Raw genomic sequence first — 22,996 nt, forward strand, 5'->3', positions numbered from 1 at the left:
GGCGGGTGTAGGCGCGCTAGCGAGGGCCGTACGTGTTGAGGAACAGCACGGGGCCCGCACCGAACGCAGCCGCGGTATCGAGGTGCAGGGCGGCCGCCAATGCCTTGGCGGTGTAGACGGTTTCGAGCTGAAGCCCGTCCTGCGCCGCAAGGCTTTGCGCCTCGCGGGCGGCGGGGGTCGGGTGGCCGTAGCCGGGGCCGAGCCAGTCCGTGGTGATGGTCAGATCGTCGGGGCCCAGGCCGGTCGGCTCGAATTGCGCTCCGCGTGAACGCAAGAGCCGTTCCGCGCGCCCGGCCAGGCGGGCGATGTGTGGGGCGTCGAGGGGGAGTGAATCGTTGACGACCACGCCGACCACGCGCGTTCTCAACCCAGCCAACCGCAGGCCGAGCGCCAAACCGGCTGCGGTGCCACCGGATCCGACCGCCGTCACGAGATGGCTGGGCTCGGGCATCGCGCCAGCGGCGATCTGATCGGCCAATTCGAACGCGCCCTCGACATAGCCGAGCGTGCCGATCGGCGACGAACCACCCACCGGCAGGAAGTACGGCCGGGTGCGGCCTTGCATGTGCCGCAGGTACAGCAGCGGCCCCGTCAGCATGGTTCGCCGCTTGGTGTGCGTGAAATGGATTGTGGCGCCCGACTTCTCCAGCCGCTGCAGCTGTTCGCGAACATGGTCGTCCATCGGCTGGTCGACCAGTGCGAGGACGGTGTCGATACCCTGGTCGCGCCCGTACAGCGCGGTGGCGAGTCCCCAGTTGGTGCCGGTGCCGCCGACGGTGAAGATGGTCCGTGCGCCGCGCCGATGCGCTTCCGGCAGTAGCCATTCCAGCTTGCGGACCTTGTTGCCACCCCAACCGCCGTCCCCGTAACCGCTGTCGTTCTTGCACCACAGCGCAACTCCGGTACCGACATCGAGCGGGCGGATCGGTGTGGGCGCGGTACCGAGTCGCACATACGGCAGGGTGTCGGCGAGTTGAGGAAAACGCTTGTGCAGCAATGAGTCCGACATATCAGCTTCCGGTGGGAGGTCTCGTGATCGCCTCGGGGATGCCGAGCAGCGCGGCCTGAACTTCGTGCAGCCGGTCGACATCCCCTCGGATGCCTGCGACATTATCGTTGTACAGGAACGCCTCACCCAACCGGACCAGTGTGTAGGCGAGCAGCTCCGGCTCGACCGGGGGCCGGTAGCCGTCTTCGCGTTCGGCGCGGGCGATGAGCTCGCGCACGGTGGTGACCACCAGCGGCTGCACCGGCCCGTCGCTCGCGGTGAGAATCCGCAAACCGGCCAGCGGCTCGTTCTCGAAGTACCGCCGGAACGGCACGTTGTCGGTCATCCAGCGATTGACCCGGTACAGCACGTCGAGGATGCGCCGGGCCCCGGTGGAGCGGCGCCGGTTGTCGGCGCGGGTGAGCAGCGCCGCGAACTCGCCGGCCAGCACCGTGCCGAGCACGCCCTCGCGGGAGCCGAACCAGCGATAGATCGAGGCGCGGCTGAGCCCGAGCTGCGCCGCGATCGCCTGGATGTCCACCCGTTCACCGGCCAGGAAGGCCTGACGCGCCAGGTCGATGACCTCTTCCCTGGTCGCCGACGCCGGTCGGCCAGGCGGGCGGGTGGTTCGTGGGCTGGGCGTGGTCATCGGAAAATGGTACATCCTTTGATGCGTGTACCGAATCAGAACCAGGCGTCGCGCATTTCGAGCGCCGTGCTGTCGAGGCGGGCCAGCAGGTCCAATGCCGGTGTCGTCTTGGGCAACTCGAACCGGTAGAAGTACCGGGCCGCGTGCCGCTTGCCGTCGTAGAAATCGCCGGTCTGCGCGGCGGCGGCGAGCAGCTGCTCGAGCCAGATCCAGGCCAGCACGATGTGGCCGAAGGCTTCGAGGTAGACCGAGCTGTTGGCCAGTGCGGCCTCGAAGTCGCCGGTGGCGAACAGTCCCGCGGTCACCTCGATCAGGCGTTGCCATGCCGAATTGAGCTGTGCGGCAAGCTCGGCCGCCTCGCCACCGGCCGCGCGGGCGGTGGCCACGGTGCTCTGCACCCGCGCACCGAGGGCGAGCAGGCTCGCACCGCCCTGCTGGGTTACCTTGCGCCCCAGCAGATCCAGGCCCTGGATGCCGTGGGTGCCCTCGTGGATCGGGTTGAGGCGGTTGTCGCGATAGTGCTGTTCGACGTTGTATTCGCGGGTGTAGCCGTAGCCGCCGAGCACCTGGATGGCGAGGTTGTTCGCCTCCAGGCACCACTGTGACGGCCAGCTTTTGGCGATCGGGGTCAGGATGTCGAGCAGCAGCGTGAGCGCGCGCTTCTCGTCTTCCGAAGCGGTGGTGTGTTGTTCGTCGACCAGTCGCGCGCAGTAGAGCACGAGCGCCAGCGCGCCTTCGGCATATGACTTCTGCGCCAGCAACATTCGCTTGACGTCGGCGTGCTCGATGATCGGCCGCTGTGGCGCGGACGGGTCGGCGGGCAGCTTCGCCCGGCCCTGGGTGCGGGTGCGGGCGTAGTCGAGGGATTCGAGGTATCCGGTGTAGCCGAGCGCCGTCGCGACCATGCCGACGCCGATGCGCGCCTCGTTCATCATGTGGAACATGTAGCTGAGTCCGCGGTGCGGCTCGCCGACCAGGTAGCCGACGGCACCCGGCGCGCCGCCCGGTGTCCAGCGGCCCTCGCCGAAGTTGAGCACGGTATTGACCGTGCCGCGGAAGCCCATCTTGTGATTGAGCCCGGCCAGCGCGACATCGTTGCGTGCGCCGACCGTGCCGTCGTCCTCGACCAGGAACCGCGGCACGACGAATAGGGAGATGCCCTTGGTGCCCGCCGGGCCGCCGGGGATCTTCGCCAGCACCAGGTGCACGATGTTCTCGCCGAGTTCGTGATCGCCGCCGGAGATCCACATCTTCGTGCCGAACAGGCGGTAGGCGCCGTCGTCCTGGGGTTCGGCGCGGGTGACGATGTCGGCCAGCGACGAGCCCGCCTGCGGCTCGGACAGGCACATGGTGCCGAAGAATCGGCCTTCGAGCATCGGGCGGACGAACCGCTCGGTGAACTCCGGACCGGTATGGGTGAGCAGAAGATTCGCGTTCGCCACGGTCAGGAACGAGTAGCCCGAGGTGCCGGGGTTGGCCGCCTGGAACCACGCGTAGCTCGCCTGCGCGACGGTGACGGGCAGCTGCGACCCGCCGAGGTCGTAGTCCATTGCCGCGGCGGGCAATCCGGCCTTGGCGAAGGCTTCGAGGGCCGTGGCGACCTCGGGGATGATGGTGACGCGTTCGCCGTCGAAGGTCGGCTCGTTCGCGTCGTTCAGCTTGTTGTGCGGCGCAAAGTATTTGGTGGCCAGCTGCTCGCTGAGCTCGAGGACGGCATCGAAGGTCTCGCGCGAATGATCTGCGTAGCGCGCACGTTTGGTCAGCTCCTCGACGTTGAGCCACTCGTAGAGCAGGAAGTCGAGATCGCGCCGGGAAAGCAGCGTGGAGCGCATCAGCCGTCCTTTCGAGACATGTGCCAACCACTGTATCTTACGTCGGCGTGGCGTCAGCAGCCACTCCCCGCGCATGAATCAAGGTAGTGCACGGGAAGTGGCTGCGCGGCGGAGTCGGGTCAGCTGGTGACGCGATCGATCTGCTCGGCTTGAACACCCCAGCCGGACACCAGCTTTCGGACCTGTTCCGGGTCCGACGACAGGGGCGCGGGGGTGTCGATCGGCGTGCGGTCGAAGCGCGGCGCCGGTGCGGGCTGTAGTACGCCGTTGACCTCGATGAAGGCGTTGCGGGCCTGGTTGTGCGGGTGTTCGTGGGCCTCCCACGGGCTCAGCACCGGGGCGACGCAGGCGTCGGAGCCGGCGAAGACCTCGGCCCATTCGTCGCGGGTGCGCTCCTTGAACTTCGCGCCGAGCACCTCTTTGAGCTGCGGCCAGCCGTTCTTGTCCAGCTGGAACGGCAGGTCGGGGTCGTCGATGCCGAGGATGGCGAGCATCTGGTTGTAGAAGGGGATCTCTACGCAGCCGACCGCCATGTACTGGCCGTCGGCGCATTCGTAGGTGTCGTAGAAGGGCGCGCCGCCGTCGAGCATGTTCTCGCCGCGGGGGAAGTTCCACAGGCCGAGGTGGTGCAGGCCGTGCATGGACGCGGTGAACAGGGCGGAGCCGTCGACCATGGCCGCGTCGACGACCTGGCCTTTGCCGGAACGTTCGCGTTCGTAGAGTGCGCCGAGTACGCCGAGTGCCAGCAGCAGGCCACCGCCCGCGAAGTCGCCGAGCATGTTCGCGGGCGGCACCGGCGGTTCCCCGGCGCGGCCGACGAGCCCGAGGGCGCCGGAGATCGCGATGTAGTCGATGTCGTGGCCCGCGGTGTGCGCGAGCGGGCCCTCCTGGCCCCAGCCGGTCATCCGGCCGTAGATCAGGCGCGGGTTGCGGGCGGCCAGGTCGGCGGGGCCGAAGCCGAGGCGTTCGGCGACACCGGGCCGGAACCCCTCGATGAGCACGTCCGCGTGATCGGTGAGCCCGAGTAGGGTTTCGCGATCGGTGGGTTGCTTGAGATCCAGTGTGATGCAGTGCTTTCCACGGTCCAGCGGACCCTCCGGCGAGACGATGCCCGCGCCGGGTGCGCCGCCGCGGTCCACGCGCAGCACCTCCGCGCCGAGGTCGGCCAGGATCATCGCGCCGAACGGGCCGGGCGCGAGACTGGCGATCTCGATGACTTTCACTCCGTGCAGTGGTCCCATGTCTCCGCTCTCTGTCGTCCTCGACGAGGGCATGCGGCCACGGCCGAACCCCGCCCGTCCGGATCGGTGCCCCGAGGTTAAGCCCGCTCGGGGCGGGTCGCCAATGACCGTCCCGCTCGATAGGACATGACCGTAGCGCTCAGTCTTCGGTCCACTCGCTCACGACTCCGCCTCGCTAACGCTCAGCTCCGTCGTGCGCGTGGGCGCACTGTGCCTTCGGTTCGCTCGCTGACGCTCGCTCACGAGTCGACCGCTGCGTCCGTGTCCAGCAGGTGGTGCGTGTGTGCGGCGGCGGCCGCTTCGGTGCGGGTGGCGGCGCCGAGTTTGGTGAGGATCCGGGAGACGTGGACGCCCGCGGTGTTGCCGCTGATGAAGAGTTCGGCGGCGATCTGACGGTTGCTCAAACCCTTTGCGACGAGGCGTAAGACGTCGAGCTCTCGCGGGGTGAGACCGAATGTGGTGGGGCGTGCGGTATTCGGCTCGGGTGGCCGGCCGGGTGGACGGCGACCATGTGCTCGGCGTGCACGTGAACGCGCTGGTCACCTTCCCGACCGGTGATCCAGCCGATATGGCCGCGCTGACCGACGCGGAGCGGGAGCGGCTGGGCCGGATGCAGAAGTTCCAGGACGACGGCTCGGCCTACATGAAACTGAAGGGTTCCCGGCCGAACACCCTTGCGCAGCTGGTGGCCGATTCCCCGGCCGGGCAGCTCGGCTGGATCGTGGAGAAGTACAAGGAGTGGGTCGACCAGGTGCACGACCTGCCCGAGCAGGCGATCGACAAGGACCGGATGCTGGCCAACATCAGCGTCTACTGGTTCACCGATACCGCGCGCAGCGTGGCGAACTTCTACTACGAGCGGTTCCATGACGCTGCCATGTTCGCGCCGAAGCCGAAGGGCACCGTGCCGACCGGGGTCGCGGTCTTCAAGGACGGCGACTACGCCATCCGCCGGTTCGCCGAGAAGGTACACAACATCACGCACTGGTCGGAGTTCTACTCCGGCGGCCACTTCCCGGCCCTCGAAGTGCCGGAGTTGCTCGTCGGTGATATGCGTGAGTTCTTCCGCACGCTGACCTGATCACCCGCCCCGAACCCGACCGAAGGCCCCCTTCAGCCTGCCCAGCAGACTGAAAGGCGCCTTCGGTCGTTTGCGTTCGGCGGGTGGACTGCTGACCGAAGGTGGCATTCGGCCTGTCTGGTGGGCTGAAGGGCGCCTTCGGTCGGTCTAGTCGAGGCCGGACAGGCGGGCGAGGATGGTTGCCGCCATCGCCGCCGGGTCGCCGTCGTCGGGACGCAGGACGAGCTCGGCTTCGGTGGGGGACTCGTACGGGTCGTCGATGCCGGTGAAGCCGCGGATCTCGCCTGCACGGGCCTTGGCGTACATGCCTTTCGGGTCGCGGGATTCGCAGATGTCCAGTGGCGTGTCGACGAAGACCTCCACGAAGGGGATGCCTGCTTCGAGGTGTGCGGCGCGGACTCGGTCGCGGTCGGCGCGGTACGGGCTGATCAGCGAAACCACCGCCACCACACCGGCTTCGGCGAACAGGCGGGCGACCTCGCCGACACGGCGGACGTTCTCGACACGATCGGCGGCGCTGAAGCCGAGGTCGGCGTTCAGTCCGTGCCGCAGGTTGTCGCCGTCGAGCAGGAAGGCGGGACGGCCCGCCGCGACCAAGCGCCGTTCGAGTTCCACTGCGACGGTGGACTTTCCGGAGCCGGACAGCCCGGTCAGCCAGACAGTGAGACCACGGGTCGCGCGCTCGTCCCGGCCGACCGCGGTGGAATGCCAGACCACGCGTGACGACGGAAGGCTCGGGCCGGTGATCATGCCCGCGCCGACGGTGTTGTGGGTGGTGTCGTCGACCAGGATGAAGCTGCCGGTGAACCGATTCCGGCGATACGGATCGAACAGCAGCGGCTGGCGGGTGCGCAGCTGGACGCGACCTATTTCGTTGAGCGACAACGATTCCGCGTTCTCGTCGCGATGCAGGGTGTTGACGTCGAGTCGGTAGTCCAGTGTCCGCACCTCGACGGTGGCGGTCCGGGTGGTGTGCCGAATGGTGTAGGTCGAGCCGGGGGTGAGCTGTGCCTCGTCCGCGAACCAGCAGACCATCGCGTCGAGATCGCGTCCCGCGGTGGGGCGGTTGTTCGGGCGGCAGATCATGTCGCCGCGGGACACGTCGAGGTGGTCGGCCAGCTGCATCGTCACCGCCTGTGGCGGAAACGCTTCCGTGACCGCCTTGCCGCCCGGACCCCAGATCGCCTCGACTGTCGTGGTGAATCCCGAAGGCAGCACCGCCACCTCGTCGCCGGGCTTGAACACCCCGCCGACCACGGTGCCCGCGTAACCACGGAAATCCTGTGCGTGGCTGCGGGTTACGTACTGCACCGGGAACCGCGCGTCGATCAGGTTGCGGTCGGAGGCGATGTGCACCTCTTCGAGATGGTGCAGCAGGGGAGTGCCCTCGTACCAGGGCATGCTGGCGCCGCGGTGCACGATGTTCTCGCCGTCGAGCGCGGACATCGGCACGAAGGTCAGGTCGAAGATGTCGAGTTTCGAGGCGAATTGCGCGAATTCGGTGCGGATCTCCTCGAACCGGGCCTGCGACCAGTCGACCAGGTCCATCTTGTTCACGCACAGCACCAGGTGCGGGATGCCGAGCAGGCTGGCGAGGAACGCGTGCCTGCGGGTCTGCTCCACCACGCCCTTGCGGGCATCGACCAGGATCAGCGCGAGGTCGGCGGTGGACGCGCCGGTCACCATGTTCCTGGTGTACTGGATGTGCCCGGGGGTGTCGGCGATGATGAATTTCCGTCGGGGCGTGGCGAAATAGCGGTGCGCCACGTCGATGGTGATGCCCTGTTCGCGTTCGGCGCGCAGTCCGTCGGTGAGCAGGGCCAGGTTCGGGTAGTCGTCGCCGCGGTCGCGGCTGGTCCGCTCCACGGCGGCGAGCTGGTCGGTGAAGATCGTCTTGGAATCGAAGAGCAGGCGGCCGATGAGGGTCGATTTGCCGTCGTCGACGCTGCCCGCGGTGGCGAGACGCAGCAGTGTTGCGGTCATCAGAAGTAGCCCTCTCGTTTGCGATCTTCCATGCCCGCCTCGGAGATTCGATCATCGGCGCGGGTGGCACCACGCTCGGTGACCCGGGCCGCGGCAACTTCGGTGACTACCTCGGCGGGGGTGGCCGCAGTCGATTCCACGCAGCCGGTGCAGGTGGCGTCGCCGACCGTGCGGAAGCGCACCGTCGTCTCGTGCGGTTCCTCGCCGTCGAGGAGTTCCAGAAAGCGGGTGTGCGCCAACAACATTCCGTCGCGCTGCACCACCGGGCGGCGGTGCGCATAGTAGAGCGGCGGCAGGTCGATGCCCTCGGCGGCGATGTAGGTCCAGATGTCGAGCTCGGTCCAGTTCGACAGCGGGAACACCCGAATGTGTTCGCCCGCACGGTGTCTGCCGTTGTAGAGGTTCCACAGCTCCGGTCGCTGGCTGCGCGGATCCCACTGGCCGTACTGGTCACGGAAGCTGAAGACGCGCTCCTTGGCGCGCGCCTTCTCCTCGTCGCGCCGCGCGCCACCGAAGACCGCGTCGTAGCCGCCCTCTTGGATCGAGCGCAGCAGCGTGGTGGTCTGCAACCGGTTGCGCGAGGTGCGCGGTCCGGTCTCCTCGACGACGCGGCCCGCGTCGATGTCGTCCTGCACGCTGCCGACCACCAGTCGCAGCCCGAACCGCGCGACCGTTTCGTCGCGGAAGGCGATCACCTCGTCGAAGTTGTGTCCGGTGTCGATGTGCAGCACCGGAAACGGCAGCGGCGCGGGCCAGAAGGCCTTGGCCGCCAGGTGCAGCATCACCACCGAGTCCTTGCCGCCGGAGAACAGCAACACCGGACGTTCGAATGTCGCCGCTACTTCACGGAATATATGTGCCGACTCGGCCTCGAGCGCGTCCAGATGAGGCAGCTCGTAGGTGCTCGCCGTCGACTTCGCGTACTGGCTCACACCGCAAAACTAGAACACGTTTCGATCATTGGCAACAGCTCGCGGCATTCCGGCGAGGGCGGGATTCAGTCCAGGATGACGGGTGCGCGCCGGGGCCGTGTGGGTTTCGTTCCGATCAGCTCGGTCGACGGCCGCCCGAAGCGGTGGTCACGGCATCGGCCGCGGCAACCAGAGCCGTTCCGCGCCGGTCGATTTCGGCGCCGGTGATCGAGGTGCCGACGTACATGGTCAACACCATGTTCTGCCTGCCGTCACCGCCGTAGGTCGGCGCGGCGAGCAGGCTGACCGGGTGTTCCTTGCGTGGCCGCAGATCCGCGCCGACGTAGACGCGTTCGCCGAGGCTGGTGACCAGCTCGCCGACCAGTTCGCGCAGCTCATCGGGCAGTTCGCGGGCCGCGAATCCGGCCAGCATCGAGTACAGCCTGCCGCCCGCGGCGGTCAGGCTCTCCACCAGATACCCGCGTGCACGGCATTCCACGACGATCTGCCGCAATCGCGCCTCGTCCTGCTGCAACGGCACCGTGGCGGGTTTCGTCAGCCAGGCGTTGAACGCCGCGTCGGTATCCCACAGCACGTACATCAGGCCGACCGGCGGCGCGAAGTGGTAGGCCGCGCCGACCTTCACCAGCCCGGGCCCGGTGCTCTCCAGGACCATGATCTGCTCGCCGACCACGGCCGACGCGGTGCAGGTGGTGCGGTATTGCGCGGTGAGTTTCTCCAGCTCGGTGCGGGCGAGCGCGGAAATCGCGAAGCTGTCCTGGGCCACTCGGCCCGCGGCGATCAGTGCGGGTCCGAGCCCGTAGGTGAGCGTATCGGCGTCACGTACCAGGTAGCCGCCCGCTGTGAGCTCGGTCAGGATGCCCAAACAGGTCGGTTTCGCCAGGTCGAGCGCCCGTGCGAGCTCGGACAGGCCGAAGCGCTTGCCGCACTGTTCGACGAGGAAATCCAACACCTGCACCACCCGCACCGTGGGTGCGGATCTACGGCTGACCATTGACCACTCCTAGAACACGTTCTAATCTTGCCTCAGACGAAATGTACCAGAGTGGTACGTATTTGGAACACCGCGATTCAATGGAGACCTTTTGCTGACACAGCCGTTCGCGGAAGCCATCGCCGCCGCCGAGCAGATCATCACCGAGGCCGCGCACATCCGCACCGAACAGGACCTCGTCGAGGGCTACGACTACTTGGCGGGCAGCATTCGCGCGGCCTTACAGATGGCGTGGGCCTACGAGCGGGACTTCCCGTTCTTCGTCCAGTCGACCGGGCCGTACACGAAGATGGGCCTGGACAACCCGGACACCCTCTACTTCCACTCCTACCTGCGACCGGACGCGGAATACGTGGTCACCGGAAAGCGCGGCACCACACGGGATCTGAGCTTCCAGGTGCTGAACGGCAACTACTCGCCGGTCGATGTGCCGGACAGTCTCACCGCCTTCGACGACCGTTCCTTGGCGGTCGGGCCGGACGGTTCGTTCGAACTGCGCCTCGGCCCGGGCGAAGCGCGACCGGGCTATGTGCACCTCGCCGCCGACTCGGCCATGCTGGTGGTCCGCGAGGTCTACAGCGACTGGGCCGCCGAAAAGCCGGGCACGATCCGGATCGCGCGGGTCGACGGCATGGGCGACGCACCGCTGCCGCTGACGAAGGACGTGCTGACCAAGCGGTACGGCGTCGCGGGCAAGATGCTGATCTCGCGACTGAAGACCTTCCTGGCCTTCCCCGAGTGGTTCTATCTGAACCTGCCGGTGAACACGATGACCGAACCCCGTTCCACGCCGGGCGGTCTCACCACGCAGTTCTCCTCGGCGGGCCACTACGAGCTGACCGACGATCAGGCGATGATCATCACGGTGCCGAAATCCGATGCGCCGTACCAGGGTTTCCAGCTCGGCAGCATGTGGTACCTGTCGCTGGACTACATCAACCACCAGACCAGCCTCACCGCCGACCAGGCGCACGTGGACCCCGACGGCATGATCCGCCTGGTGGTCAGCGAGCGAAATCCGGGTCTGGCCAACTGGATCGAACGCACCGGGCACGATCGCGGGTACTTACAGTTCCGCTGGCAGCGGCTCGCTCGGGACATGAAGCCCGAGGACGGCCCGACCGTCGAGGTGGTGCCGGTCGACGAACTGGCCCAGCGACTTCCGTTCCACGACCAGGCGAGCGTCACGCCGGAACAATGGCGCGCACGAATCGCGGTACGGCAGGCTGCCGTCGCGGAAAGGATGCTCGGCTGATGTTGTTGCAGGACAAGGTTGTTGTGGTCTCCGGGGTCGGCCCCGGACTCGGTCGCGCCATCGCGGTGCAGAGCGCCAAAGCGGGGGCCGATGTCGTACTGGCCTCGCGCACCGAATCGCGGCTCACCGAGGTGGCCAAGGAAATCACCGAGCTCGGCCGGCGCGCGGTGGTGGTGCCGACCGACATCAACGACGAGGCCGCCGCCGTCAATCTGGTCGAGGCCGCGCAGAGTGCGTTCGGCCGGGTCGACACCCTGGTGAACAACGCGTTCGCGATTCCGCCGATCACCGATCTCGCCGACGTCGACCTGGATCAGGTGCGGGCCGGGTTCGAGACCAATGTGCTTGCGGCGCTGCGGTTGACCCGCCTGTTCATCCCCGCGCTCGACGAGTCCAACGGCTCGGTCGTGATGATCAACTCGGCGGTGTTGCGGCACTCGCGGCGCACCTTCGGCCCCTACAAGATGGCCAAGGCCAGCCTGCTCGCGCTGGCACAGAGCCTGGCCACCGAGCTCGGGCCGCGTGGCATCCGGGTGAATACCATTGCCCCCGGCTACATCTGGGCCGACAACCTGAAGTGGTACTTCAACTACCTCGCCGAACAGCGCGGCATCACCGCCGACGAGGTCTATGCCGAGACGGCGAAGACCATCGATCTGCGCAAGCTGCCCGAACCAGACGAGATCGCCGACGCGGTCGTGTTCTTCGCCTCGTCGATGGCGCGCGCGATCACCGGCGCGTGCCTGGATGTCAACGGCGGCGAATACCACCACTGATCGGGTGCGACTGTCTCGCACCACTACTGAGGAGATGAACGTTGATCGGTAGGGACGATGTCGGGACCATCGATGATCTGCACGCGTCGGCGACCAAGGTCGTCGGGCTGACCGATTTCGGTGCCGACGACTACCGCACCGGGCTCGAGGTGCTGCTCGAGTCCTACGCCAAGGACGCGGAGCTGACGCCGTTCGGCAACAAGGTGAATCGCGCGTTCCTGCGCGGGGCGCTGATCGCCAGGCTGCTCAGCGAGTCGGCGTGGCAACGCTTTCCGGAGTACGCCGAGGTGGCGATCGAACGGCCGATCTTCGTGACCGGGCTGCCGCGGTCGGGGACGACGGCGGTGCATCGGCTGCTCAATGCGGATCCGGCGCACCAGGGTTTGGAGATGTGGCTCACCGAGATGCCGCAGCCGCGGCCGCCGCGGGAGACCTGGGCGAGCAATCCGGTGTATCAGCGGATCGAGGCCGCGTTCGAGAAGCACCACGTGGAGCATCCCGAATTCATGGGCGTGCACCACATCTCCGCCGACCAGGTGGAAGAGTGCTGGCAGTTGCTTCGGCAGTCGGCCATGTCGGTGTCCTACGAGTGCCTGGGGTATCTGCCGAGTTACTCGGAGTGGCTGCGGGAGCAGGACTGGACCGCGGCCTATCGCAGGCATCGGCGCAACCTGCAACTGATCGGGATGCCCGACGCCGGACGGCGATGGGTGTTGAAGAATCCCAGCCACTTGTTTGCACTCGACGCCATTTTCGAGGTGTATCCGGACGCGCTCGTCATCCAGATGCATCGGGATCCGCGAACGATCATCGCGTCGGTGTGCAGTCTCAACGAGCAGGCGTCGGCCGGATGGTCCGACAAGTTCCGTGGACCTGTGGTCGGTGCCGCCCAGCTCGATCTGTGGGCACGTGGCGCGGATAGATTCCTGGCGGATCGCAAGCGTCACAATGCCGCCCAGTTCTGCGACGTCGACTATGACGACTTCGTTGCCGATCCGATCGGCACCGTCGAATCGATCTACCGGCACTTCGATCTGCCGCTGACCGAGACGGCTTCGTCGGCGATGACCTCGCTGCACGCGGAAAGCACCTCCGGCGCAGCACGTCCCGTGCACCGCTACACCCTCGCCGACTTCGGACTCACCGCCGATCAAGTCGACGAACGGTTCGGCGCATATCGGGAGGCGCACTTCCCGGGGCGGTGATCGGCGGCGTGGAACACTGCCGCGCATGGCAATTCGCGCATGCATGCACTGTGTGCAGTAATCGGGCCCACGGGCCGGCTTCGGCCGCTCCGAGGGCCCAATCCTGTAATGCCCTGAACAGCAGGACATCTCATGCATGAATGCAGTGTGTGCCAATCCGCGCCGAACCGCGGTCCACCGCAACCGCAAGCCGCCGTAGTCGACGCGCCGCATCGTGGGCGCGCACGGCTTTGCCAGCCGCGCATGTTCCATGCGGCCGCGCACGAAATCGCTGGCTGAATCGTGCGCGGCCGGCGAAACCGTGCGCGGCACGGGTCGAGTTACGGCTGGCCGGGCTTGAGGGTGATGAAGAGGCCGTGGGCTTCGGCGCAGAGGCGGTCGCCGTCGTGCAGGGTGGCGCGGACGTAGACCTTGCGCCCCTCCTGGCGTTCGGCCCAGGCGCGGACCTTCAGTTCGGTGCGCAGCGGGGTGATGGAGCGGTAGTCGACGGTGAGCGACGCGGTTCGGGTCACCTCGCCCGCGTATACCGCCGCGGCCATGCCGAGCAGGTCGTCGAAGGCGATCGCGATGTGGCCGCCGTGCGCGGCGTTGTTGCCGCCGAGGTGGAAGGTGCGGAAGGTGATGCGGGCGTCGACACCGTCGCGGCCGACATGATCGAAGACGAACGGCGGCAGCGTGATGTTGCCCCGGCCGGGCAGGTCGTGCCTGGTCCAGTTCGGCGTGGACCACTCGTCGACCTGCGCGGCATCGAGCTTGTCGTTCAGCTGCTTGAGCAGGCCGATCGTCTCCACGGCCAGCTCGTCGGACGGGGAGGCGAGCCGCACGCGGTCCATCAGGCCGCGCACCTGCTCGATGAACTCGCCGTAGTGCGGTCCGCCGCGGGTGATGTCGACGTTCTGCTCGTGTGCGTTGATCAGCTCGCTCATCGGCCGGAACGCGCCCTCGTGGTGCTCCTCGTTCGGCAGCGAGTCACCGGCCTGTTGTTCGTTCATGCAGAACACGTTATAGGTTGCCCGCCGAATGCCCACTTCAAGGGACGACTTGGTGGGTCGGCTGGTGTGATCCGAATCGTCCGATGTGCCCTAGGCTGGTTCGCGATCATCAATCAGGGTTACTCAGGGGGAACCAGACGGTTGGCGGCACGAGCTCGATAGCCGCCGACCACTGCGCGCAATGACGGGTCCGGCGGCGAAAGGCTTTGGGTAGATGGGTATTACGGCAGTTGTCTTCGACATGGACGGTGTACTGATCGACTCCGAGCCGGTATGGGAACAGGTGCGCCGGGACTACGTCGCCGAGCGCGGCGGGCAGTGGCTACCCGATGCCCAGCAACGGTTGATGGGCATGAGCACCCGGGAATGGTCGGAATACCTGAGCACGGACCTGGGCGTCGACGCACCGCCGGAAACGGTAGCGCGCGACGTGATCGACCGAATGGCCGCCCACTACGACCGCGAGGTCCCGCTGCTGCCCGGCGCCATCGACGCGGTGCAGCGGATGAGCGAGAAATGGCCCCTCGGTGTGGCCAGTTCCTCGCCCCGCGCCCTGATCGACGTCGTCCTCGGCCGCACCGGCCTGATCGAGTTCTTCAACGTCACCTTCTCCACCGAAGAGGTGGACCGCGGCAAACCCGCCCCCGACGTCTACGTCGCCGTAGCCGCCTTCCTCCGCCAACGCCCCACCGACTGTGCCGCAGTAGAAGATTCGAGCAACGGCATGCGCTCCGCCCACGCCGCAGGCATGCGCGTAATCGCCGCCCCCCGCCCCGAATACCCACCAGCCCCCGATGCCCTGGCCCTCGCCACCCACGTAATCACCGACTTGGCCGAACTGACCCCCACCCTCGTCACGGAACCCGACTAACTCACCACCTGTCCGGTGGGCCCCGCCGGGCCGACCCTCGCACCGAACGGGACATGGTGGCGCCGATTCGCGAGTGGCGCCGCCGTCATGTCCCGTTGGCCGAACCACCGAGCTGACTGGCGCGTCGAACGGGACATGGTGGCGCGGGAGTGCGAGTGAGCCGCCGTCTACGTCCCGTTCGGTGATTCGTCGGGTCGGTAGGAGGTGAGGAGGGTGCGGGCGGCTGCTGGGATGTCGGTGTCGAGCCAGTCGGGGAGGGTGGGGGCGTGGGCGTGGTGGCGGAGGGCGGCGTAGGGGAGGTCTACGACGGCTCGGTTGATGGCGTCGATTTCGCGGTCGCCTGCGCGGCCGAAGAGGGCGGTGGCGATGCGGCGGAGGTGGTCGAACAAGGGGGCGTTCATGGTGGCGAGGCGGGCGCGGAAGTCTTCGTCGGGGCCGCCGTCAAGCAGGTCGCTGACGCGCAGGCTGAGCAGAAGCCTTGCGTCGTCAGGTAATTCGCGACCGAAGGTGAGGGCGGCGCGGACCATGTCGACGCCCGCCTCGACCGGATCGGGGTGGGCGGCCGCAGCAAGAACGCCGCGCTGAAATCGTTCGAGTGCGCGCAGCCAGGCGGCGGTGAGCACGCCGTTGCGGTTGCCGAAGCGGTGGTACAGCGTGCCGACCGGAGCGCCGCTGGCCTCGGCGATCGCTGCGACACTGGCCGCGCGAGGTCCGTCGGCGAGCACCAAAGCGCGTGTTGCGTCGAGGATCACGTCGGTGTCGTGCTTGCGGGGAGGCGCCATGTACTAGTACGTTCCTTCTATATGGAGCGTTTGTCTTATATCGATGAGCATGCCAGATCCATCGACGCGAATCGCGATCGGGCCTGGAAAGCACTGCTGAAAGTCGTCTGCAAGGACCCGTCGGATCCGTCCACCGTGCCGGCCGGTTTCGTGCTCGAGTCCGCGGAGGTACCCGCCCGGCTGGCAATGAAAGGGCGGCACTGGTTTTCGGAGTATGCCCTGGTCTTCGAACTCGACGACGAATGCGCGAACCGGACCCGCATTCACGCGAAATCCTGGGCGAACTTCCCTGGCCTACACGGCAAGATCTACCGCGCGCTCGTTATCGGCAGCGGCGGCCACCAGGTCGTGGTGCGCCGGATGCTCCGGAAGATCGCGGCCGCGGCATGATCGGGCTGGTCTGGGGCGCAACTGAAGCCGAGTGCGCCGATCCGCTGCCGTGTGACGCGCTGCAACCCGTTGGGCTGCAAGCGGATCGAGCCATAAGCATCGACGCCCCGTACGGCCTGGTCTATGCCTGGCTCTGCCAATTGCGGGTGGCACCATACAGTTACGACCTCCTCGACCGCTGGGGTCGACCCAGTCCGCGGCATCGCGACCCGAAGCTCGCCGAACTCGAAGTGGGGCAACGCTTCATGGGGCAGTTCGACCTGGCGTCCTTTGCGCTGAGTCAGCACATCACCCTGGTCACCGGGAAGATCGCAGTCACCTACGCGGTGCGGCCGGAAGGGGCAGGTACGCGGTTGGTCGCCAGGGTGCGAATGGGCGGCCCATGGATAGTCGGCCGTCTGCTGGCCGTCGGCGACCTTGTCATGATGCGCAAGCAACTGCTGAACTTGAAGGAGCTGGCCGAAATCGAGGATCATGCCGAGCCGCGAGCTCGGCTGCGGCAGTAGTTCGAGCGCGGACGCCGCTGCACCGCACTCCAGCCCGCGATTCGCACTGCCGATCGAGCATCGAGCATGATCACCACATGGCAAACGATGTACAGCTCGGCGATGTCCGGACTTGGTATGACGAAACGGGCGACGGCGAGCCGGTATTGCTGCTGCACGGTGGATTCGTGGACTCGCGATCGTTCGAACCCGCCGTCGCCGGCCTGGCCGAGCAGTTCCGCGTCTTCCGGATGGATCGCCGCGGCCACGGCCGCACCCCCGATGTCGAGGGTCCGCTCTCCTATGACCTGATGGCACAGGACACCATCGCCTTCCTCGACACGGTGGTCGGCGGCGCCGCGCACCTCGTCGGTTACAGCGACGGCGCGATCGTCGCGCTGCTGGTCGCCATCCGCCGTCCGGATCTGGTCCGCAAGCTCGTCTCGATCAGCGGCAACTTCCACTACGACGGCGTGCTGCCAGGTGTGCTCGACGGTTTCGCACACGAGGAACCGATGCAGCGCTTGGCCTCTCGTTATGGCGAGGTGTCGCCGGACGGCGAGGAGCACTTCCGGGTCATCGCCGACAAGATCCTCCAGATGTCGCGGAACGAGCCGACCATGACCGTCGCGGAGCTCGGTGGCATCACCAGCCGGACCCTCGTCATCGCCGCCGACGACGACGCGATGAGCCTGGAACACACGATCGCCCTCTACCGCGCGATCCCCGATTCGGAGCTCGCCATCATCCCCGGCACGTCACATCTGCTGGTCGTCGAGAAGCCCGCCGAGGTCTACCGCCTCGTCGGCATCTTCCTCAGCACCGATGCGACGCAAACCTGGCAGCCGATCCGCCGTGCCTGAGTATCCGGCTGCCGAATCGAACGTTTCCACTCGGTAGCAGATTCCGGGTCGCGCTTGCGCGCGCAAGACATTTCGGCAAACTATGTGCTAACGGTGTGACTGTTGGACATCTGACCGGTCATGCTGAACGGCATGGACTTCATGAAACCAGCTGAACAACTGTTAGCGCAGGTTGCGGCCCGGTTCGGCTCCGCAGAGGCATTCCTCGACAAGTTGGCGGACGTGCGCGCCCAGGCTATGGACGACACGGTGGAGATGCCGCGTGTCGTCGGCGGGTTGCCCACGATTTACTGAAACTGGTTAAGTTCCGCTATATCGAACTTCCATAACTCGAACCCCTCAGGCACGTTGTCGCTCACCGAAATCCGGTCCCGCGCCCACGCGCCCGCCAACGCGTGCAGCTCGGTGCCCTCCTCGGCGGTGAGTATCGGCAGCGGATGGATGCGCCGCCGCCGCGCGTTCTCCCGCGCGGCGGCCTTGTCCACGTACCCGCACTGATCGTGATTGACGATGTACCGCCCGGTGCATCCGTGTTCCGGCGCAACCAGCGGCGCGACGGAAGCCGCGACCTCGTACAGGTTCTCCCGGCCGAACTCCCGCCGCGCCCACACCACACGGGCCGGCACAGACAGCAGACGTTCGACACCCTGAACGCCGTGGTTACCGATCCACGCATGTTCCTCGAGCTGCGCGCCGGGCTCCACGTATCCGATCAGCCGATGGTCGTCGTCCAGGAGCACTGCTCGATAGAACTGCCGCACGTGGCCGGATTCCTTTCGGAGGTAAGCGATTTCGTAGCATGCTCACACGCGATTGCGGTCCGGCGATTACCACGGCGTTACAACCGAACTAGCGGGCTCGACCGTCTGTCACTGCGCGGTCGAGAGAGAGCGCGTGTATCAGCATCATTTGACATCCTCCCCGGCCAAAAGGCCGGGGATTCCTACCAGCGTCGAACGGCGCTCTCGGCGGGTTCTTGCTTCAATGCGCGGTGCCGGAACAAGTTCCGGTCTTACCTGCGCTCCACAAGCGTTTCGTCTCTCCGCCTGCCCGGCGGCGAGTATGTTTCGTGCCGCGTTCACATCCCGGTCGTGGACCGCGCCACACCGGCACGTCCACGACCGCACCGACAATGGTTTCTTCCCGTCGATCACCCCGCAGTCCGAGCGCAGTTGCGACGACGGGAAGAACCTGTCGACCTTGGCGAAGTACCGCCCGTACCGGGCAGCCTTCTCCGCCAGCATGCGAGTGAACATCGCCCATCCGGCGTCGTGTACAGATTTCGCCAGGCGGGTCCGCGCGAGCCCTTTCGCACACAGATCCTCGACGTACACCGCTTGGTGGGCGCCGAGTCGCTGGCCGGAATCCAATGGGGCGCAAGCTATGACGGCAATCGACTGTATGTGGCCACCTATGGGGCGAATCCGGGTACACTGTTCGCGCTGGACCCCGGCGACGGTCGCATCCTGTGGCGCACACCCAATCCGGCCAATGGCTGCCTGCTCGATCTGCCGCCCGTGCCGATGGACCCGCTGCGCCAGGAGTCCATGCCCAATGCGGTCTCCTCGTCGCCCGGACTGGTCTATGAGGGCAGCCTGGACGGGAAGATGCGGGTCTTCGCCGCCGACACCGGGGCCATCCTCTGGGAGTACGACACGCACCGGCCGTACTTCACCGTTAACGGGGTGCCAGGTATCGGCGGCGGTCTCAATGGCAACGGTGCGGTCGTCGCGAACGGCATGCTGTACACGAATTCTGGTTACGCGCATCCGATTACCACCGGCATGCCGGGAAATGTGTTGCTGGCCTTCGGCTTACCGTGATCACACCTCGAACTCTGCCCCGTCGATGAGCTCCACCACTCGCCGCCGGTCGAGCAGCTCGGTCACCTCCTCGGCGCGGACGTCGTACTCCTGGCCGTGCCGTTCCGTGATGCGGCCTACGGCCGATACATCGGCGCACGATCTCGGTGCGTGGCAATGGCTTCGGGAGCTCGGCGGCGGGCCGCGCTATTCACAGCAGATTGCCAGCAACAAGTTCCATTAGTTTGCTAAGCTAATGATGTCGAGCGCGTATCGCGCCGCCGAGTTTCTACCGGATCCCGTCAAGTTTTTGCTGGTCGTGGAGGTGGACCTGTTATGTCGATTGATTCTCGTGAAGAGCGGCTCGCACGCCGCATCGCTGATCTGCACGCCAATGACGCACAGTTCGTCGGCGCCCTGCCCGATGAGGCGGTCACGGCGGCGCTCGAGCAACCGGGGTTGCGACTGTCGCAGCTGGTGAGAACCGCACTGGCGGGTTACGCGGACCGGCCCGCGCTCGGGCAACGCGCCGTGCGGCTCGTCGAAGACCCGGCGACCGGGCGCGTCGCCACCGAACTGCTGCCCAGTTTCGACACCATCACGTATCGCGAGCTGTCGGAACGCATCGATGCCATCGCCGGTGCGTTCAAAGACCATGTGCGACCCGGTGATTGTGTCTGCATCCTCGGTTTCAGCAGCGTCGACTACACAACCATCGACCTGGCGTTGGTCCCGGTCGGTGCGGTGTCGGTTCCGTTGCAGACCAGCGCGCCGGTCACCCAGCTGCGCCCGATCGTCGAGGAGACCGAACCGCGGGTAATCGCTTCGAGCGTCGACTATCTCGCTGATGCCGTCGAGCTGGTGCTGGCCACCGCACCCGAGCGGCTGGTCGTGTTCGACTATCTGCCGCAGGTGGACGAGCAGCGGGCGGCGTTCGACGCGGCCCGTGCGCGGCTGACCGAGGCGGGCAGCCCGGCGGTGCTGGAAAGCCTGGCGGATCTGCTCGACCGTGGGAAAGCGCTGCCTGCAACGGATGTCGTGCCCGACGAGGCCGACCCGTTGTCGCTGTTGATCTACACCTCCGGCAGCACCGGCGCACCCAAGGGCGCCATGTACACCGAACGGCTGGTCGCCAACTTCTGGCGCAAGTCGACCAAAGCGGCCTGGGGACAAGAGGGTTCGGCGCCGTCGATCACGCTCAACTTCATGCCGATGAGCCACGTGATGGGTCGCGCCGTCCTGTACTGGACGCTCGGCACCGGCGGCACCGCGTATTTCGCGGCCAGGAGCGATCTTTCGACGTTGCTGGAAGATCTCGCGCTGGTGCGGCCGACCCAGCTGAACTTCGTGCCGCGGATCTGGGACATGCTGTTCCAGGAGTTCCACAGCGAGCTGGATCGGCGCTTCGTCGACGGCACCGATCGGGCGGCGCTGGAAGCTGAGGTGATGGCCGAGCAGCGCCAGTCACTGCTCGGCGGCCGGTTCGTTACGGCGCTGACCGGGTCCGCGCCGATCTCCCCGGAACTGCGGGCGTTCGTCGAAACCTTCCTCGACCTGCATCTGCTGGAGGGGTACGGATCGACCGAGTCCGGCGCCGTGTTCATCGACGGGCTCGTGCGGCGCCCGCCGATCACCGACTACAAGCTGGTCGACGTGCCCGATCTCGGCTATTTCCGCACCGACCGGCCGCATCCGCGCGGCGAGCTGCTGGTCAAGTCGGCCGGCATGTTCCCCGGTTACTACAAGCGGCCGGAGGTCACCGCGGCGGTGTTCGACGCGGACGGCTACTACCGGACCGGGGATGTCGTGGCCGAGATCGGTCCCGATGAGCTGGTCTACCTCGACCGTCGTAACAACGTGCAGAAGCTGTCGCAGGGCGAGTTCGTCACCGTCTCGACGTTGGAGGCGGCGTTCGACAGCAGCCCGCAGGTCCAGCAGATCTACATCTATGGCAACAGCGCACGCGCCTACCTGTTGGCGGTGGTCGTGCCGACCGCCGACACACTGGCCCGTACCGGCGGCGATATCGAGGCGCTGAAGTCGCTGATCAGTGACTCGCTGCAGCAGGTCGCGCGAGCGGCCGAACTACAGTCCTATGAGATCCCGCGCGGAATCATCATCGAGACAACACCTTTCACGCTGGAGAACGGTCTGCTCACCGGCATTCGCAAGCTGGCGCGGCCGAAACTCAAGGAACACTACGGCGAACGGCTGGAACAGCTCTACACCGAGTTGGCCGAAGGACAGGCCAGCGAGCTGAGTGCGCTGCGTCGCGGCGGGGCTGACCGGCCGGTGCTGGAGGCGGTCAGCCGGGCCGCCGGTGCGCTGCTCAGTGCCTCGGTCGCCGATCGACGACCGGACGCGCACTTCACCGACCTGGGTGGAGATTCGTTGTCCGCGTTGACCTTCGCCAATCTGCTGCACGAGATCTTCGACATCGATGTGCCGGTGGGCGTCATCGTCAGCCCGGCGACCGATCTGCAGGCCATCGCCGACTACATCGAGGCGGAGCGGACTTCCGGCGCGAAACGCCCCACCTTCGCGACGGTGCACGGCCGCGACGCCACCGAGGCGCACGCGCGAGATCTCACGCTGGACAAGTTCATCGACGCCGAGACACTCGCCGCCGCGCCCACGCTGCCACGGCCGAGCACCCAGGTGCGGACCGTCCTGTTGACCGGCGCGAGCGGTTTCCTCGGTCGCTACCTGACATTGGAATGGCTCGAACGACTGTCCCTGGTCGGCGGCAAGCTGATCTGCCTGGTGCGGGCCAAGGACGACGCCGCCGCACGCGCGCGATTGGACAAGACCTTCGACAGTGGTGACCCAGAGTTGTTGCGGCACTACCGAACTCTGGCCGCCGATCATCTGGAGGTGATCGCCGGTGACAAGGGCGAGCTGAACCTCGGCCTGGATCAGCAGACCTGGCAGCGGTTGGCCGACACCGTCGATGTGATCGTCGATCCTGCCGCGCTGGTCAATCACCTGCTGCCCTACAGCCAGCTGTTCGGCCCGAACGTGGTGGGCACCGCCGAGCTGATCCGCATCGCGCTCACCACGAAACTGAAGCCGTTCACCTATGTTTCGACCATCGGCGTCGGCGCGCAGATCGAACCGTCGTCGTTCACCGAGGCCGCCGACATCCGCGCCGCCAGCCCGGTGCGCACGGTCGACGACGGCTACGCCAACGGCTATTCGAACAGCAAGTGGGCGGGGGAGGTGCTGCTGCGGGCGGCCAACGAGCTGTGTGGTCTGCCGGTGGCGGTCTTCCGCTGCGACATGATTCTGGTGAGCGGCAAGTACTTCGGTCAGCTCAACCTGCCCGACATGTTCACCCGGATGATGCTGAGTCTGGTGGCCAGCGGCATCGCGCCCTTCTCGTTCTACGAGACCGACGCGGACGGCAATCGGCAGCGCGCGCACTACGACGGGCTGCCGGTCGATTTCATCGCCGAGGCGATCTCGACGCTCGGTGAGCAGGTGACGGACGGGTTCCAGACCTATCACGTGATGAACCCGTACGACGACGGCATCGGGCTGGACGAGTACGTGGACTGGCTGATCGACGCGGGCTACTCGATCCAGCGGATCGCCGAATACGACGGCTGGTTGCGGCGATTCGAGACCGCGCTGCGGGCGCTGCCGGAACAGCAGCGTCAGCATTCACTGCTGCCGCTGCTGCACAACTATCAGCGGCCCGAGCAGCCGATCCGCGGGTCGTTCGCGCCCACCGAGCGATTCCATGCGGCGGTGCAGGAGGCGAAAGTCGGCCAGGACAAGGACATTCCGCATGTCACGGCGCCGATCATCGTCAAGTACATCACCAATCTGCAGTTGCTCGGGCTGCTCTGAGGCTGCTCGACGTCCGGCACCAC

Annotated in this window: 22 protein-coding genes and 1 pseudogene; 11 read left to right on the forward strand and 12 right to left on the reverse strand. The window is 66.6% G+C overall.

Going from position 1 to position 22,996, the window contains the following annotated elements; genetic code table 11:
* Window positions 1–16: 16 nt before the first annotated feature.
* From ACQPW1_RS23145 to ACQPW1_RS23165, 5 genes and pseudogenes are all read right to left on the reverse strand, one after another.
* The gene (locus tag ACQPW1_RS23145) at window positions 17–1,009 is read right to left on the reverse strand and encodes a 1-aminocyclopropane-1-carboxylate deaminase/D-cysteine desulfhydrase (RefSeq protein ID WP_433664792.1); all 993 of its coding nucleotides are present in this window, start codon (window positions 1,007–1,009) and stop codon (window positions 17–19) included.
* Window position 1,010: 1 nt separating this feature from the next.
* Entirely contained in the window at window positions 1,011–1,637 is a 627-nt protein-coding gene (locus ACQPW1_RS23150; protein ID WP_433664794.1) for a QsdR family transcriptional regulator, read from the reverse strand.
* A 35-nt stretch (window positions 1,638–1,672) separates the two neighbouring features.
* The gene (locus ACQPW1_RS23155) at window positions 1,673–3,469 is read right to left on the reverse strand and encodes an acyl-CoA dehydrogenase (protein ID WP_433665310.1); all 1,797 of its coding nucleotides are present in this window, start codon (window positions 3,467–3,469) and stop codon (window positions 1,673–1,675) included.
* Between the two features lie 119 nt (window positions 3,470–3,588).
* Entirely contained in the window at window positions 3,589–4,710 is a 1,122-nt protein-coding gene (locus tag ACQPW1_RS23160; RefSeq protein ID WP_433664795.1) for a CaiB/BaiF CoA transferase family protein, read from the reverse strand.
* Between the two features lie 239 nt (window positions 4,711–4,949).
* Window positions 4,950–5,147: pseudogene (locus ACQPW1_RS23165) on the reverse strand (LuxR C-terminal-related transcriptional regulator); the annotation flags it as partial.
* Window positions 5,148–5,176: 29 nt separating this feature from the next.
* On the opposite strand from ACQPW1_RS23165, the gene ACQPW1_RS23170 reads away from it, so the two are divergent.
* The gene (locus ACQPW1_RS23170; protein ID WP_433664796.1) at window positions 5,177–5,791 is read left to right on the forward strand and encodes a hypothetical protein; all 615 of its coding nucleotides are present in this window, start codon (window positions 5,177–5,179) and stop codon (window positions 5,789–5,791) included.
* A gap of 147 nt (window positions 5,792–5,938) precedes the next feature.
* Here ACQPW1_RS23170 and cysC read toward each other — a convergent pair whose 3' ends face one another.
* From cysC to ACQPW1_RS23185, 3 genes are all read right to left on the reverse strand, one after another.
* Entirely contained in the window at window positions 5,939–7,774 is a 1,836-nt protein-coding gene (gene cysC, locus ACQPW1_RS23175) for an adenylyl-sulfate kinase (protein ID WP_433664797.1), read from the reverse strand.
* Window positions 7,774–8,706, reverse strand: coding sequence for a sulfate adenylyltransferase subunit CysD (gene cysD, locus ACQPW1_RS23180; protein ID WP_396997055.1), 933 nt, complete (start codon window positions 8,704–8,706; stop codon window positions 7,774–7,776). The genes cysC and cysD overlap by 1 nt, the downstream gene beginning before the upstream one ends.
* Window positions 8,707–8,821: 115 nt before the next feature.
* Complete coding sequence (locus ACQPW1_RS23185) at window positions 8,822–9,700, reverse strand: helix-turn-helix domain-containing protein (protein ID WP_433664798.1); 879 nt, start codon at window positions 9,698–9,700, stop codon at window positions 8,822–8,824.
* Between the two features lie 91 nt (window positions 9,701–9,791).
* Here ACQPW1_RS23185 and ACQPW1_RS23190 point away from each other — a divergent pair, with 91 nt between their 5' ends.
* The 3 genes from ACQPW1_RS23190 to ACQPW1_RS23200 are packed head-to-tail and all read left to right on the forward strand — an operon-like array spanning window position 9,792 to window position 12,936.
* Window positions 9,792–10,955: a hypothetical protein gene (locus tag ACQPW1_RS23190; protein WP_433664799.1), complete on the forward strand. Its 1,164-nt coding sequence runs from the start codon at window positions 9,792–9,794 to the stop codon at window positions 10,953–10,955.
* A complete protein-coding gene (locus ACQPW1_RS23195; protein ID WP_433664800.1) occupies window positions 10,955–11,731 on the forward strand; it encodes an SDR family oxidoreductase in 777 nt (258 codons plus the stop codon). Before ACQPW1_RS23190 ends, ACQPW1_RS23195 begins: the two co-directional genes overlap by 1 nt.
* A gap of 41 nt (window positions 11,732–11,772) precedes the next feature.
* Window positions 11,773–12,936 (forward strand): sulfotransferase family protein, encoded by a 1,164-nt coding sequence (locus ACQPW1_RS23200; RefSeq protein WP_433664801.1) that lies wholly within the window; start codon window positions 11,773–11,775, stop codon window positions 12,934–12,936.
* Between the two features lie 320 nt (window positions 12,937–13,256).
* Here the strand turns inward: ACQPW1_RS23200 and ACQPW1_RS23205 are convergent, their stop codons facing one another.
* A complete protein-coding gene (locus ACQPW1_RS23205) occupies window positions 13,257–13,928 on the reverse strand; it encodes a PaaI family thioesterase (RefSeq protein ID WP_433664802.1) in 672 nt (223 codons plus the stop codon).
* Between the two features lie 214 nt (window positions 13,929–14,142).
* Here ACQPW1_RS23205 and ACQPW1_RS23210 point away from each other — a divergent pair, with 214 nt between their 5' ends.
* Entirely contained in the window at window positions 14,143–14,799 is a 657-nt protein-coding gene (locus tag ACQPW1_RS23210) for an HAD family hydrolase (RefSeq protein ID WP_433664803.1), read from the forward strand.
* Between the two features lie 167 nt (window positions 14,800–14,966).
* On the opposite strand, the gene ACQPW1_RS23215 is transcribed toward ACQPW1_RS23210, so the two are convergent.
* Window positions 14,967–15,581 (reverse strand): TetR/AcrR family transcriptional regulator, encoded by a 615-nt coding sequence (locus tag ACQPW1_RS23215; RefSeq protein WP_433664804.1) that lies wholly within the window; start codon window positions 15,579–15,581, stop codon window positions 14,967–14,969.
* Window positions 15,582–15,602: 21 nt separating this feature from the next.
* Here ACQPW1_RS23215 and ACQPW1_RS23220 point away from each other — a divergent pair, with 21 nt between their 5' ends.
* The 4 genes from ACQPW1_RS23220 to ACQPW1_RS23235 all read left to right on the forward strand — a co-directional run bounded on the left by ACQPW1_RS23220 (window position 15,603) and on the right by ACQPW1_RS23235 (window position 17,613).
* The gene (locus tag ACQPW1_RS23220) at window positions 15,603–15,971 is read left to right on the forward strand and encodes a hypothetical protein (RefSeq protein ID WP_433664805.1); all 369 of its coding nucleotides are present in this window, start codon (window positions 15,603–15,605) and stop codon (window positions 15,969–15,971) included.
* Complete coding sequence (locus ACQPW1_RS23225) at window positions 15,968–16,477, forward strand: hypothetical protein (RefSeq protein ID WP_433664806.1); 510 nt, start codon at window positions 15,968–15,970, stop codon at window positions 16,475–16,477. The genes ACQPW1_RS23220 and ACQPW1_RS23225 overlap by 4 nt, the downstream gene beginning before the upstream one ends.
* A 77-nt stretch (window positions 16,478–16,554) precedes the next feature.
* Complete coding sequence (locus ACQPW1_RS23230; protein ID WP_433664807.1) at window positions 16,555–17,319, forward strand: alpha/beta fold hydrolase; 765 nt, start codon at window positions 16,555–16,557, stop codon at window positions 17,317–17,319.
* 132 nt (window positions 17,320–17,451) lie between these two features.
* Window positions 17,452–17,613 (forward strand): hypothetical protein, encoded by a 162-nt coding sequence (locus ACQPW1_RS23235; protein WP_433664808.1) that lies wholly within the window; start codon window positions 17,452–17,454, stop codon window positions 17,611–17,613.
* Here ACQPW1_RS23235 and ACQPW1_RS23240 read toward each other — a convergent pair.
* Both ACQPW1_RS23240 and ACQPW1_RS23245 read right to left on the reverse strand, forming a co-directional pair.
* On the reverse strand, window positions 17,607–18,080 hold the full coding sequence (locus ACQPW1_RS23240) for a hypothetical protein (RefSeq protein ID WP_433664809.1): 474 nt from the start codon (window positions 18,078–18,080) through the stop codon (window positions 17,607–17,609). The genes ACQPW1_RS23235 and ACQPW1_RS23240 overlap by 7 nt on opposite strands.
* A 144-nt stretch (window positions 18,081–18,224) precedes the next feature.
* A complete protein-coding gene (locus ACQPW1_RS23245; protein WP_433664810.1) occupies window positions 18,225–18,653 on the reverse strand; it encodes an RNA-guided endonuclease InsQ/TnpB family protein in 429 nt (142 codons plus the stop codon).
* Here ACQPW1_RS23245 and ACQPW1_RS23250 point away from each other — a divergent pair.
* Entirely contained in the window at window positions 18,591–19,142 is a 552-nt protein-coding gene (locus ACQPW1_RS23250; protein WP_433664811.1) for a PQQ-binding-like beta-propeller repeat protein, read from the forward strand. The two genes, ACQPW1_RS23245 and ACQPW1_RS23250, sit on opposite strands and share 63 nt — an antisense overlap.
* Window positions 19,143–19,457: 315 nt before the next feature.
* Entirely contained in the window at window positions 19,458–22,973 is a 3,516-nt protein-coding gene (car, locus tag ACQPW1_RS23255; protein ID WP_433664812.1) for a carboxylic acid reductase, read from the forward strand.
* Window positions 22,974–22,996 lie beyond the last annotated feature (23 nt).

The organism is Nocardia sp. CA-128927 (genome assembly GCF_050955855.1).
Taxonomy (GTDB): domain Bacteria; phylum Actinomycetota; class Actinomycetes; order Mycobacteriales; family Mycobacteriaceae; genus Nocardia.